Below are 13,459 nucleotides of genomic sequence, written 5' to 3' on the forward strand. Positions count from 1 at the left end.
GATCAGTCTCCTTGGAGAATCAGGGCGGTCTGCTCGGACAGGATTCCGCCGTTACCGGAAACAAACGCACGGTTGCAGTCGGGCACCTGTGCGGACTCGGCCCTGCCCATGATCTGGCGGGTCGCATCGCAGACGTGATGCATCCCGCCGGCGAGACCGGCCTGGCCGAATCCGAGTTGACCCCCGGCGGTGTTGAGCGGGAAGTCACCGCTGAACGTGAGGTCGTGGTCGGCGACGAACTGCATGCCCTTGCCCTTCTCACAGAACCCCGCGTCCTCCAGCGAGAGCAGCACGGTGATCGTGTAGCAGTCGTAGATCGAGACCATGTCCATATCGGCGCGGGTCAGATCGGTCATGCCGAACGCGGTTGCGGCGGCCTCCGCCATCGGGGTGTGCAGGAGATCGGCCGCGTACGTGGGCGTCTTGAACGGGACGTGCTCGCCGAAACCTTTGATCCACACCGGCCTGTTGCGCGCCCGCTTGGCGAGGTCCGCGTTCGCGACGACCACCGCGGCGCCGCCCACACACGGCATCACGATCTCGAGCATGTGCAGCGGGTCGGCGATGACCGGGCTGTCCAGCACGTCGTCGATGGTGAGTGGTTTGTCCTTCCAGATCGCGCCGTCGGTGTGGTTGGCGTTGACGCGCTGATCGACGACGATCTTGGCCATCGCCCGCTCGTCGTAGCCGTAGACCGCCCCGTAACGGGTGGCCACCTGACCGTACGGCCCGTTCTGCCCCAGGTTGCCGTAGGGGATCTCGAATTCCGCCTGTGGCGAGCCGTACTGATTGCTCGACGAACCGAAGAACACGGCGTCCACCAAGGACTTCGGCTTCTTCTCCGACATCGGCGTGATGTAGCGCGCGGGCAACGCGCACAGCACCACGTCGCACAAGCCCAGCTCGACCGCCGCGGCCGCCCGCCACACCATCGCCGCTGCGCTCGCCCCGCCGAGGTCGACGAGTTCGGCGAAGTTCGCTCGCACGCCCAGGTATTCGGCGATCGTGGACGGCACGAAGATCTCCGACTCGGCCAGGTGCGAGGTGACGATGCCGTTGACGAGCTCCGCCGACAGCCCGGCATCCTGCAGCGCAGCCGATGCCAACTCCGCCCACTGCTCGAGGGTGAACGGCGCCGGGGTGGCCTTGTTCATCCGCTCCGGCGGGAGTTCGACATAGCCGACGATCGCGGCTTCACCACGTAGTCCCATGGGTGTCCTTCCCGGTTGATTACTTGCGCGGAAGCCCGAGGATCATCTGGGCGATGATGTTGAGCTGAATCTCCTTGGTGCCGCCACCGATCAGCTCGGCGGGCACTCGCAGATACGGCACGACGACGTCGGAATCAGCGGCCATCGCCGATCGACCCGCCGAGCCGAGCGTCGCCGGGAATGTGCGTCGCAGAAGCACGTTCATCGCCACCTTGGCGATGCTGGAGGCCGCGCCCGAGGCCTGCCCGTCGAGCAACCGGATGGTCTCGCGCACGCCGAGCGCCTTGATCGCGTTGGCGTAGGCATCGAGTTCGCCGAGTTCGCGCAGCGCGTCATCGCATGCGCCCTCGGGCGCCGCGGCGATTCGACGCAATGGCGCGGCCCTGTCGTACTGCACGTAACCGCTGATGGCCGAACGCTCCTCCGCCATCGTGGCGATCGCCAGGGCCCATCCTCCGGTCGGTTCACCGAGCAGCATCTCGTCGGGCACGAAGACGTCGTCGAGGAAGACCTCGTTGAACTCCTCTTCCCCGCTGGCCTGCTTGATCGGCTGAATCTCGATTCCGGGTGAGCGCATGTCGATGATGAAGTAACCGATCCCACGGTGTTTGGGGGCGGCCGGATCGGTCCGGGCCAGTAGCGCCCCATAGTCGGCCCGGTGCGCCGACGAGGTCCAGATCTTGTGTCCGTGGATGCGCCATCCGCCGTCGACCTTGGTCGCGCGCGTGGCCAACGCGGCGAGATCGGAGCCCGCGCCCGGCTCGCTGAACAACTGGCACCATGCCAGCTCACCACGCTGGGTGGACGGGATGAGTTTGTGCTGCAGCTCTTCCGAGCCGGCTTTGATCAGCGAGGGCAGTATCCATTCGGCGATCCCCAGCGACGGCCGTACCACGGCGGGTCGCTTGCCGAACTCCTCGTCGATGATCAGTTGTTGCAGCGGGCTGGCGTCGATCCCCCAGGGCGGCGGCCAATGTGGTGCGATCAACCCCGCATCGGCGATGGCGCTTCGCTGGGCACCCGTGGCGAAGTGTTCGTAGTCGCCCTGACGACCCTGGCCGTCGTTGCGCAGCGCCGCGGCCTTGTCGAGGGTCTCGGCGATCCGGGCCCGGAACCCGGCTTCCGCGTCACCGAGGTCGACCGAGAAGTCGCGTTCGCCAGCGGCGGTCAGTCCCCCCAGCCGTTTGGCCCAGCGATTCGTGTCGCCGATCGCCGCGGACAGGCTGGTGGCCCGCCGCCAGTAGAGGTGCAGGTCGTGCTCCCAGGTGAAGCCGATGGCGCCGAACATCGTCAGCGTGTCCAGGGCGAGCTCCGGGCACGGCGCGACGGCCATCAGCGCGGCACCGGCCGCGGCCATCGCGTGTTGGTCGATCGGTTCGGAAGCCGCGCGCACCGCATCCCAGGTCGCCGCTCCTGCCAACTCGCTGTTGACCAGAAGCATTGCGGCGCTGTGCTGTAACGCTTGGAACGTGCCGATGAGCTTGCCGAACTGTTCGCGTGTGCGAAGATGGGCGGTGGCGGCTTCCACACACCACTGCGTGATACCGGCGGCCATGCTCGCCGTCAGCGCGGTGGTGAGGTACTCGGCCCGTTCGGCGTCGATACCGTCGAGAACGTCGGTCTTCTCGACCGGATAGTCGGCCAGACGCAACCTGCCGAGGTCGGTCAGCAGGTCGGTGCCACGCACGGATTCGACTGCCGCAGAGTGGTGAGTCGTATCGACGACAAACCAGATCCGATCCCCGCCCTCAGTGACGGCGCAGACCAAAGCGGTTGTCGCCGTGCAGATTCCCGCGAGCAGATCCGAATCGCCGTCGATCACCCACCACTGCCCGTCGTCGCGAGCAGTGAACGCCGAGTCGCCGGGCAACGCCACCGCGGCCGCCGCACCCTCGGCGAGGCGGGTCAGGACCGCTTCGGCCGCCGGGGTCGGTTCGGCCAGCAGCGCGACCGCGCCGGTGGCCACGGTCGGCAGCAGCGGCCCGGGAAGCGATGTCCTGCCCGCCGCCTCGAGCACACAGGCTGCGTCGAGCAGGCCGCCACCCTGGCCGCCGTATCGCTCGGGCAGGTGCACGGCGTGAAAGCCGTTGGCGACGAACTCCTCCCACCATGACGGCAGATGGCCCTGCGCAAGCAGGTCGAAGGACTCGCGGGTGTTCGACACCGGGGCGCGCCGCGCGACGAACTGTGCCACCGCTTCGCTGAGTTCGCGTTGCTCAGGGCTCAGCGCCAGGCTCATGCGGACTCCCTGCTGGACCGCCGTGAGGCTCGGAAGAACTGCGCGGCCGCTGCGATCGCGTCCGGTGTCGGCGAGGGCTCCCAGCCCAGCTCGCGTACCGCCTTCGAGTGGTCCATTTCAGACATGATGTTCATCAGCCGGATGTTCAGCGGTGTCAACTTGGTGTCACGACCGCGGATCCGGGCGATCCAGCTGCTCGGATAGCTGGCGGCGGCCATCAACGCAATCGGGACGCCGCGCCGTGGCGGAGCGACTCCTACTGCCGCACAACCGACTTCGAAGATCTCCCGCGCGCTCATCCACCGCTCGGAGACGATGTAGCGCTCGCCGACCCGGCCGCGCTCACCCGCAAGGACCATGGCTCGCGCGGCGTCCTCGATGCCGACGGTCTCGCTCTCGAAACCGTCGATGTAGAACGGCAGCTTGCCCCGTACGGCCGCCGACAGCAGCCCCCCGTGCGGGGTCGGCAGCCAATCCCCCGGCCCGTAGGTGTTCGAGACGCACATCGCGACGGCGGGAAGGCCCTTCTCGGCGCTGTAGCGCAGCACCATCTGCTCGGCCTGGACCCGACTGCGGACGTAGTCGCCGCCGATGTCGAGCCAGTTGTGGGCGGTGGTCTCGTCGGCGGGGCCGTCGCTGGAGCGGCCGATGGTGGCGACCGAACTGGTGAACACGAAGCGGTGCAGTCCCGCGTCGACGGCGACGTCGAGCACGGCCCGCAGCCCCTCGACGTTGGTGCGCCACATCGGCGCGGGGTCGAGCAGCCACGGACGGGCGTCGACGACGCAGTAGTACACGACATCGCACCCCCGCATCGCGGAGCGCACGCCGTCGGCGTCGAAGATGTCGCCGCGCCGGATGTCGACGGGCAGACCGTCGATGCCGCGGGTGGAACTGGTGGGGCGAATCAGCACCCGCACGTCATCGCCGCGGGCGGCCAACTGCTTGGTGACATGCGAACCCAGGAAGCCGCTGGCGCCGATGACGAGTTGCTTGGGCGTCACCGGTGGCCGGCCAATCGCGTCCCTCTCCACTCTGACGAGACGCAACGTCTCGTCTTGCCAAAGATTATGCAGTGCTGTCACCATCTGTAAAGCCGACCCCCGTCAGATGCGGAGTCAACCGATGGTCACCGAGGCCAGAGCGCCCCGCCGCCGCAGCGAGCGGTCCCGAACGGCGATCATGTCGGCCACCAAGGAACTGCTGCTGCAGCGCGGGTTCGACGGGCTGAGCATCGAAGCGGTCGCGGCGCGCGCCGGTGTCGGCAAGCAGACGATCTACCGGTGGTGGCCGAGCCGCCCGGCCCTCGTCGCCGATGTGCTGCTCGAAGATGCCGACAAGATCCTGCGGCCCGTCGGGCACACCGATGACCTCCTGGCGGACTTGAGCCGATGGTCGGCCAGCCTCGCGGCGACGCTCACGGGCGAGCGCGGCAACGCGATGTTGCGCATCCTCACCGTTGCGGGAATCGAGCATGAGGACGTCAAGGCGCGCATGCAGGCCGGCTTCAGCGCCCCACTGCACGAGGGCGTGAGAGCGCGGTTGTCGGCCGACGGAATAGACGACGCCATGTCGCAAGCGGCGGCCGACGCCATCGTCGGCGGAATCGTCTACGCGATCCTCACCGAAGGACGCTCGTTTCGCCGGAGCCGCGCCGAGGCGATCACCCGGACCGTCATCGCCGGGGCATGCCGATGACAATGTCTCCCAAAGTGTTTCGCGTGTCCGGCGACGGCGGCGTGACGATCGTCGCAGACCGGATCGGCGATCCGACCGCACCGGCGGTGGTGTTCTTGCACGGGGGCGGCCAGACCCGTCGGTCATGGGGCGGGGCCGCGGCCGCGGTTGCCGAACGCGGATGGCAGGCCGTCACCGTCGACTTCCGCGGTCACGGCGAGTCCGACTGGTCGGCCGACGGCGACTACCGAGTCACCACGTTCGCCGCGGACGTGCTCGAAGTGCTCCGGGAACTTCCCGACAAGCCCGTCATCGTCGGCGCCTCTCTTGGTGGTATCACCGCGATGCTCCTTGCCGGGGAACTCGCGCCCGGCGCGGTGCGCGCGATCGTGCTCGTCGACATCGTGCCGGACATGAACCCGTCCGGCGCGTCGCGTATTCACGATTTCATGGCCGAGAAGATGACGTCGGGCTTCGCATCGCTCGACGAGGTCGCCGACATGATCCAGCAGTACAACCCCCACCGGTCGAGGCCGGCCGACCTCAACGGCTTAAAGACGAACCTGCGCCAGCGCGACGGTCGCTGGTACTGGCACTGGGACCCGAAGTTCATCGACGGCACCGCCGCGCTGCCGCCGATCGAAGTGACCGAGGTGGACCGGATGCACGCAGCGGTCGACACGATTCTGCGCAACGGTATCCCGATGCTGCTGGTGCGGGGGCAGATGAGTGACCTCGTGACCGAAGAATGCGCCCGCGACTTCCTCGGCCGGTTCCCCGACGTCGAATTCGTCGATGTCGGCGGCGCCGGACACATGGTGGCCGGAGATCGCAACGACGCCTTCGCCGAGGCCGTGGCGAAATTCGTCATTCGGCACAGTTAGGGTCGAGATTTCATCCGGTCGCACCTTGACCGGTTAGCCCTTCTAAGAGCAAGCTTCGCGGGTGATCGAGTTGAGTGAACAGCAGGTCCTGGATCAGATCGCCGACCGCCTTTCGGTCTCCTACCCAAGCGTCCCGGCGGATGCGGTGACGGGCCTAGTCCGCGAACACCACGCCCGCTTCGAGGGCCGCCCGATCCGCGACTTCATCCCGCTGTTCGTCGAGCGGAAGGCGCGTGCCGAGCTCGAACGGATCGAGCGCCCCACCACCCGGGTCTGATTCCCGCGGTTACCCCCTGACCGCCACACTTCCGTACGCGAAAGGCCGCAATGCCAGAGAACAGGGTAGGCCGGGTTGCCGGCAAGGTCGCGTTCATCACGGGCGCTGCACGCGGTCAGGGACGCGAACACGCGGTTCGACTCGCCGAGGAGGGGGCCGACATCGTCGCCGTCGACGTGTGCGATGACATCGACGCCGCCGGATACCCGGGTCCCACGGAGGCGGACCTCGCCGACACGGCGACCCTGGTCGAGAAGTCGGGCCGCCGTATCGTGACCGCCAAGGCTGATGTGCGGGACCTCGCGAGCCTTCGGACCGCTCTCGAGCGTGGGGTCGCTGAACTGGGGCCGCTCGACATCGTCGTCGCCAACGCCGGCATCAGCGCCGAACCGGCGCCGGCCGCGATGATCCGGGAAGCCGCCTGGCAGACGATGCTCGACATCAACGTGACCGGCGTCTGGCACACCGTGAAAGCCGCACTGCCGCACCTGACCAACGGCGGCGGTTCGATCGTCCTGGTCAGCTCGATGTTGGGACTTCGTGGTGGCGGCTACATGGCCCACTACGCCTCAGCCAAGCACGCTGTCGTCGGGTTGATGAACTCCCTGGCCAATGAACTTGCGCCACAATGGATCAGGGTCAACTCGATCCACCCCGGCAACATCCTGACCCCGATGATCGACAACGATCACTTCCGTCGCACGGTCCGGCCCGACCTCGCCGATCCGACGATGGAGGACGCCATGCAGGTCATCGGACACTTCCATCTGCTGCCGAAACCCGTGATCGAGGCCCGCGCCGTGAGCAACGCCGTGTTGTTCCTCGCCTCCGACGAATCGCAGTACATCACCGGAGCGGCGTTGCCCGTCGATGCCGGCGCCGTAGCCAAGTTCTGATCTACGCGGGAACTACCTGGTGGCACCGAACCTTCCGAACCGCCACAGATAGGACGGCAACCGCCGGGCCGGCACAGACTTCGGCCAGTCTCGCGCGCGGAAGTAGGCGTCGGATCCACCGTCAACGAAAATGATGCTGCCGCAGAGGAAATCGGCGGAGTCCGACAGCATGAAGAGCATCCAGTCGGCCAGCTGAGCGGGGTCTCCGAAACCGCCGATGGGCACCGGGAAAGCGTTGACCGCCTTGGCCTCGCGCGGTGTGGCGAGCTGCTTCTCCAGCAGCGGCGTCATGATGGCACCGGGCGCCAGGGCGTTGAGCCGGATGCCCTCGCCGGCCCACTGCCTGCTCACTGCGGTACGCCGGACCCAATGGGAGACCGCGATTTTGGAGGCCGCATACCCCAGCGACGGCGCGGCGGGCCCGAACAGCTTCAGGGAGCGCACCGCCTTGTCGGTGTCGCCGGCCAGGAGCGCGCGGACTGTGCGTCGCGGCACCGCCGGGGTGGTGGTCGTCGAATTGCTGCCGATCACCACAACTTTGGCTCGGTCAGTGGCTGCCAACGCAGGGCGCCATGCCGGCAGCAGGTCGACCACGCCGCGATAGTTGACCTCGAATATCCGCCGGGCGCTGTCCTTGCCGGGCGTCGGCCCGATTCCAGCGGCCAACACGGCACCGTCGAGTCGGTCCGACCGGGCCAGCACCTGATCAGCGGCGGCCTGTCGTCCTTCGGCGGTCGACAGGTCGGCCACGATGTCGCCTTCTTTGACGTCGACGGCGATGACGGTGTGCCCTTGTGCCCTCAGCTTGGTGGCGGCTTGCTGCCCCATGCCGGAGGCGGCCCCGGTGACCACGTACACGCCCATCTCGACCATCCCCTGCCGTCGCCCGTTTTCTCGTTTCACCCAACGTCGACGGGCAGCGTAACGGTGAGCAGGATCCTCCCGTCGGCGCGGTCACCTCCTGAGCTTTTCCGAGGCTGCATATTTTCCGATCCTCGAAGGCGACGTTTGCACCGGCTCCCGTTGGGCACCGATGTGCCATGAGCCATGACCCGTATGCGTCTACGGACCGAATCAGCTCGGCGATTTGGGTGGGCATCGCGACCGGGATGTCGATCTTTGTCTTGCTGTCGGCGATCCTCGTCGTGGGCTGAACTGGCACGCGTTTGCGACGGTGCACGCGCGCTTATCGCGCGGTGAGCCCCTTCCGGGTGAACGGTTCGGCCTCGCCCCGCTCGACTGCCTCGTCGTGCTTGGCAGCTGCGCGATCGAGCAGTTCGATGAGGGCATCTTCGTCGCGAACCAACTGCCGGTACTTGGGTCCGAGCGCGAGGATTTGATCGCGTTCACGAAGAAGCGACTTGAAGATCCGTTCGCGTTCCTCGGCGCTCTTGGTGTACTCGGAGTCGAGATAGGCCCGAGCGTGCCGGCGAGCGTTGGCGATCGCGGTCTGGGCCGACCCCTTCTTGCTGAACAGCGATGCGACGACGGTGACGACGAGGACTCCGATGATGACCGAGAGCGACACGCCGGTGCCGACCTCCACGACGTTGACGGGTTCTCCGTCGTTGATGAACGGCACGTTGTTCTCGTGCAGCGCATGCAGAATCAGCTTCACACCGATGAACGCCAGGATCACCGCCAGACCGTACGAAAGGTAGATCAGCCGGTCGAGCAGGCCGTCGATCAGGAAGTACAGCTGCCGAAGGCCCAGTAGCGAGAACGCTGTCGCGGTGAAGACGATGTAGACGTTCTGGGTCAGACCGAAGATCGCCGGGATCGAGTCCAGGGCGAACAGGATGTCGGTGCCGCCGATGGCGACCATCACCAGCAGCATCGGCGTCATGGCGCGCTTACCGTCCACTTTCGTGAACAGCTTGTCGCCGTCGTAGTGGTCGGTGGTGTGAAAGACCTTCCTCGCCAGCCGGATGACGAAGTTGTCGGCGGTTTCAGAGTCGCTGCTGTCGGGTGTCAGCATGTTTCCCGCGGTGAGCAGAAGGATCAATCCGAACACGTAGAAGACCCAGGCGAACGTGTTGATCAGCGCTGCGCCGAGGAAGATGAAGCCGGTACGCGCGATCAACGAGAACACGATGCCGAACAGCAGCACCTTCTGCTGGTCCTCGCGAGGTACGCGGAAGCTGCTGATGATGATCAAGAAGACGAAAAGGTTGTCGACCGACAGCGCCTTCTCGGTGATATACCCCGCGAAATACTCGCCACCAGGGTCAACGCCCCCGAAGACCAGGACGCCGACCCCGAACAGCACCGCGATCCCCACGTAGGCCGCCGACCAGATCGCCGCCTCTTTGAGGGTCGGGACGTGGGCCTTCCGTACGTGGAAGAAGAAGTCGAAAGCCAGGAGCCCGACGATGGCCACGACCGTCAGCGCCCACACCCATCCGGGAACCACCATGCGTTACTCGCTATCCCTCACCGGAACCGACTGCCCCCTAATGGTGCCCGCAATGGCCGGTTCGAACCCTCGACCGGGTCGGCACCCCGCCCGGCCGATGCCCCGAACCCCACGCATTACGGTTGGTCGAGCACAGCTACCACGATAGACAGGAGAACGTCGGAGATGACGATTCTGGACCGCTTCAGACTCGACGACAAGGTCGTCGTCATCACCGGCGCATCGTCCGGGCTTGGAGTGTCGTTCGCCGAGGCGGTCGCGCAAGCCGGTGCGGACGTGGTGCTGGCTGCCCGACGTGTCGAAAAGCTGGAGGCCACAGCAGAACTCGTCAGGACCGCCGGCAGGCGTGCCCTCAACGTCCGAACCGACGTCGCAGACCCCGATCAGTGCACGGCGCTCGTCGACGCGGCGATGCAGGAGTTCGGCCGCGTCGACGTGCTGGTGAACAACGCGGGAGTCGGCACCGCCGTGCCCGCCACTCGGGAAACACCCGAGGAGTTCCGCAAGGTCGTCGACGTCAACCTCAACGGCTCGTACTGGACCGCCCAAGCGTGTGGTCGGGTGATGCAGCCGGGCAGTTCGATCATCAACATCTCCAGCGTGTTGGGTTTGACCACCGCGGCGCTGCCCCAGGCCGCCTACAGCGCCAGCAAGGCCGCGATCGTCGGCCTCACCCGCGACCTCGCCCAACAGTGGGGCGGGCGCAAGGGGATCCGCGTCAACGCCCTGGCGCCGGGATTCTTCAAGTCCGAGATGACCGACGAGTACAAGCCCGGGTATCTGGACCGCACCCTGGCCGGCCGCGTCGTGTTCAACCGCTTGGGTGAGCCGCACGAGTTGTCGGCCGCGGTCGTCTGGCTCGCGTCCGAAGCGGGAGGTTATGTCACCGGTCAGACCATCGTGGTCGATGGCGGCGTGACGATCACGTAGGCGTCCTGCAACGCTTCGCGTTCGCTTCGGTCACGAAACGCGTACGGGACCGACGGCGCCGCCGTCACGGTGATTCCATGGATCCCGGCGCTCGCGGATGACGGGCCGGAAGGGTGCCTATGGGTTCGCTCATGCCGTATTGGGTGGGTCTGCTGGTGGTGGTCGCGATCCTGAGCGCGATGGGCGGATTCGTCGCATCGACCGCCATGCGACGGAACAAGCGACATACGCGGCGCATCTTTGTGCTCGGCGCCTTCTGTGGATTCCTGGCCGGCGCGACGGTCGTCGGGCGGCACAGCGCTGCCGCCCGAACCCGAGTGGTCCTGCGACGCGGAGGGATCCAGTCGTTGGCCCGGCTTGGCCTTGCTTCGCGACCGCCCCGCCGCCGCCGGCTCTCGATAGGACGCTAGACCGGGCAGCACCGGCGGTTCGAGTCAAACAACCCTGACGTTTCGCCGTTTCCGCTCCCATGGCCACGTCATGAGGGCCCAGGCGGCAACGATGATCGCGACTTCGACGGCCACATACATCGGCCACGGTCCGAACACGTCCAACAACGACGCGGTCGGTGGCTTCCTGTTCAGATAGCCGTAGTTCGTGCCGACGATCGCGTTGAAGGTGTAGGTCGCCGCCGCCCATATCAGGGTTATGACGACGGTGAAGCGGTAACTGCGCCACCGCGGACGCATCCCGCGTCCCCAGGTGAGATAGATGGCCGCCCAGACCGCGAAAACGTGAAGCACGAAGAACGTGAGAAACAGATGATGCGGAAAGTCCGGCGCACCGTCTCGAGGTGTTCCCACATCGGGCGTCAGCAGCGCCTGCGAGCTCAGGAGCAGACACCAGTAGTACGTCAGCGCGAACGCCCAATGCCGTTGCGACCACAACGCATAGGCAGCCGTGAGCTCGGCGATGTCACACAGCTGGATCGGCACGGACGTCTGAATGTCGGGCCGGATCACCTTGTAGACCAGTGCCACCACGAACGCGGCGACGATCAGCAATGCGAACACGCGCGAGAACACCCGGGCCTGGGCCTCGGTCTGCCGGCGCCCCCACCAGATCAGCAGTGCCGCCCCGACCGCGAAGATGGCCAGCACCACCAAGTGCGACGGCCCGTACGCCTCGAATTGTCTTTGTGCGTAGTACAACTCGGTCATCTCGTGCTCGTTCAGCGAGGTTTCGGGGCCGGCTGCATGTCGGTGTAGAGGTCCAGTGTTCGGGCGGTCACCGTGGCGAGTTCTCCTTGTAGGTTCGACAGTGGTCTGCTGCCGCGAATGTGTATGACGTTCGTCAGCAGGATCACATACGTCTCAGAAGCCGGATCTATCCACATCGAGGTCCCGGTGAAACCGGTGTGCCCGAAGCTGCCGACGGGAAAGAGCAGTCCGCGCGGCCTGGAGTGGCCGGTGTCGATGTCCCAACCGAACCCGCGCAGGTTTTGACCATCGATCACCGGATAGTTCGGGGCCAGCAGCGGATTCGAGTTCGGCGTCACGGCGATGGCCTCTCGGACGGCATCGTTGGCCGCCTGGACCTGACCTGGTGAGTGCCCCGGCTGCTGGGGCGTGGTCATCAGCCGCAGGGTCTCCTGCGCCAACGGGAATGTGCTGGGGCGGCCGGCCAGTCGGTCCAGCAGGGCTTGGGCGAAGATGCTGATGTCACGCGCGGTCGAGAACACCCCGGCGTGCCCGGCCACGCCGCCCATGCGGCGTGCTGTCGGATCATGGACCGTGCCTCGCAGCGGGAAGTCGAGGTCAGGATTGCTGCCCGGCTGGGCTCTGCCTTCCTCGTCGAGGGCTGTCGGGGCGACTCGGGGCAAAATGTCTGTGTTCCAGCCATCTTCGGGACAGGTGGCCGGCGCGTGTGGCTCCCACGTGGACGCCCAGGCGATCGCGGCTCCTCTGATCGTGTGCCGGCCGCATGCCTTGGCCGCGGGCAGGTAGCGGGTGTCCGCCATGCCCAGGGGCGTGAACACGTTCTGCTCGACGTAGACGTCCTCGGGCTTGCCGGTGATCTCTTCGATCAGCGCTCCCAGCAAAATGAAGTTGATGTCGGAGTAACGAAACACTTGGCCCGGCTCGAATTGCAGCGGCGTGGCAAGCGCGCGACGGATCCCTTCCTCGCTGTCGGGGGTTGCCAGACCCCACGGGTCCCGCAGGTCGATATCGCCCGCGATACCGGAAGTGTGGGTGAGCAACATGCGCAGCGTCACCTGTGACCGCTGCGGATCGCGCGCACTGTTGAAGGCAGGCAGATAGTTCTGCAGTGGTTCGTCGAGTCCGACCTTGTCCTGTTCGTAAAGCTGCATGACGGCGGTCGCCGTGGCGAGGCTCTTGGTCAACGACGCGAGGTCGAAGATCGTGTCCTCGGTCATCGGCTCGGCAGGTGCCGGGGTCCCGTCGGGGCCGGGTTCACCCGCCAGTTTGCGCGAGCCGTACGCATGGTGAACGACGAGCTTGCCACGGTGTCCGACCGCGACCACCGCGCCGGGCAATTCGTGTGCGGCGATCGCGGCGTTGATCAACTCGTCAACCGCCGGCAGGCCCGGCGCCGGAACCGTGGGCGTCTGGGTTGCGGTCGACGGCTGCGGCGTCGCCCGCACCTCGGACTCCGCCGGCGGTTCGTCGACCGCACCGCCGCACGCCGAGGCCGCGGTCAGCGCGAGTACGACCGTGGCGATGGCAAGGCACCTCGACAAGGCCCGCTTGCCGTGCGTGGCGGGTCGGTCTGCGGGCATGGCCACCCCGTCCGGTCGAAGATGTGGGTGCGACGCCGCCGGGTACAGCTGCGTTTCGGTCATCAGCATAGGGCCGGGGTGTTTCGGCCCAGAGGAATCAGGCACAGAGGAATCAGGCCCAGAGGAATCAACTGACCGGCACCCGCGCGTCGTCAATGTTGTTAGCATCGCGCCGTGCAGGACTCCCCG

13 protein-coding genes are annotated in these 13,459 nt (G+C 66.5%); 6 read left to right on the plus strand and 7 right to left on the minus strand.

Annotation, left to right across the window (positions count from 1 at the left end):
• Positions 1-2: 2 nt before the first annotated feature.
• Genes AU198_RS15215 through AU198_RS15225 form a run of 3 tightly spaced genes read right to left on the minus strand, consistent with a single transcriptional unit; the run spans position 3 to position 4,454 of the window.
• Positions 3-1,211 (minus strand): thiolase family protein, encoded by a 1,209-nt coding sequence (locus AU198_RS15215; protein WP_064348984.1) that lies wholly within the window; start codon positions 1,209-1,211, stop codon positions 3-5.
• 19 nt (positions 1,212-1,230) lie between these two features.
• Positions 1,231-3,450 carry an acyl-CoA dehydrogenase family protein gene (locus tag AU198_RS15220; RefSeq protein ID WP_064348985.1) on the minus strand — a complete coding sequence of 740 codons (2,220 nt, stop codon included), beginning with the start codon at positions 3,448-3,450 and terminating at the stop codon, positions 1,231-1,233.
• Complete coding sequence (locus AU198_RS15225) at positions 3,447-4,454, minus strand: NAD-dependent epimerase/dehydratase family protein (protein ID WP_064348986.1); 1,008 nt, start codon at positions 4,452-4,454, stop codon at positions 3,447-3,449. Before AU198_RS15225 ends, AU198_RS15220 begins: the two co-directional genes overlap by 4 nt.
• Before the next feature lie 121 nt (positions 4,455-4,575).
• Between AU198_RS15225 and AU198_RS15230 the strand changes: the two genes are divergently transcribed.
• The 4 genes from AU198_RS15230 (at position 4,576) to AU198_RS15245 (ending at position 7,184) form a co-directional block, all read left to right on the plus strand.
• Positions 4,576-5,148, plus strand: coding sequence for a TetR/AcrR family transcriptional regulator (locus tag AU198_RS15230; RefSeq protein ID WP_064348987.1), 573 nt, complete (start codon positions 4,576-4,578; stop codon positions 5,146-5,148).
• Between the two features lie 2 nt (positions 5,149-5,150).
• A complete protein-coding gene (locus AU198_RS15235; protein ID WP_197416121.1) occupies positions 5,151-6,011 on the plus strand; it encodes an alpha/beta fold hydrolase in 861 nt (286 codons plus the stop codon).
• A 61-nt stretch (positions 6,012-6,072) separates the two neighbouring features.
• Positions 6,073-6,288 carry a three-helix bundle dimerization domain-containing protein gene (locus AU198_RS15240; RefSeq protein WP_064348989.1) on the plus strand — a complete coding sequence of 72 codons (216 nt, stop codon included), beginning with the start codon at positions 6,073-6,075 and terminating at the stop codon, positions 6,286-6,288.
• Between the two features lie 50 nt (positions 6,289-6,338).
• Positions 6,339-7,184, plus strand: a complete 846-nt coding sequence (locus AU198_RS15245) for a mycofactocin-coupled SDR family oxidoreductase (protein ID WP_064348990.1) — start codon at positions 6,339-6,341, stop codon at positions 7,182-7,184.
• A 12-nt stretch (positions 7,185-7,196) separates the two neighbouring features.
• Here AU198_RS15245 and AU198_RS15250 read toward each other — a convergent pair whose 3' ends face one another.
• A complete protein-coding gene (locus AU198_RS15250) occupies positions 7,197-8,048 on the minus strand; it encodes an SDR family oxidoreductase (RefSeq protein ID WP_064349002.1) in 852 nt (283 codons plus the stop codon).
• A 322-nt stretch (positions 8,049-8,370) separates the two neighbouring features.
• Complete coding sequence (locus AU198_RS15255; RefSeq protein WP_064348991.1) at positions 8,371-9,600, minus strand: TerC family protein; 1,230 nt, start codon at positions 9,598-9,600, stop codon at positions 8,371-8,373.
• A 165-nt stretch (positions 9,601-9,765) separates the two neighbouring features.
• Between AU198_RS15255 and AU198_RS15260 the strand changes: the two genes are divergently transcribed.
• Positions 9,766-10,530, plus strand: coding sequence for an SDR family NAD(P)-dependent oxidoreductase (locus AU198_RS15260; RefSeq protein WP_064348992.1), 765 nt, complete (start codon positions 9,766-9,768; stop codon positions 10,528-10,530).
• A gap of 119 nt (positions 10,531-10,649) precedes the next feature.
• A complete protein-coding gene (locus AU198_RS15265; RefSeq protein WP_064348993.1) occupies positions 10,650-10,940 on the plus strand; it encodes a hypothetical protein in 291 nt (96 codons plus the stop codon).
• Positions 10,941-10,964: 24 nt separating this feature from the next.
• On the opposite strand, the gene AU198_RS15270 is transcribed toward AU198_RS15265, so the two are convergent.
• On the minus strand, positions 10,965-11,690 hold the full coding sequence (locus AU198_RS15270; RefSeq protein WP_064348994.1) for a YwaF family protein: 726 nt from the start codon (positions 11,688-11,690) through the stop codon (positions 10,965-10,967).
• Between the two features lie 11 nt (positions 11,691-11,701).
• Positions 11,702-13,270 (minus strand): serine hydrolase domain-containing protein, encoded by a 1,569-nt coding sequence (locus tag AU198_RS15275; RefSeq protein ID WP_064349003.1) that lies wholly within the window; start codon positions 13,268-13,270, stop codon positions 11,702-11,704.
• Between the last annotated feature and the right edge of the window lie 189 nt (positions 13,271-13,459).

The organism is Mycobacterium sp. GA-1199 (assembly GCF_001500045.1).
GTDB lineage: Bacteria > Actinomycetota > Actinomycetes > Mycobacteriales > Mycobacteriaceae > Mycobacterium.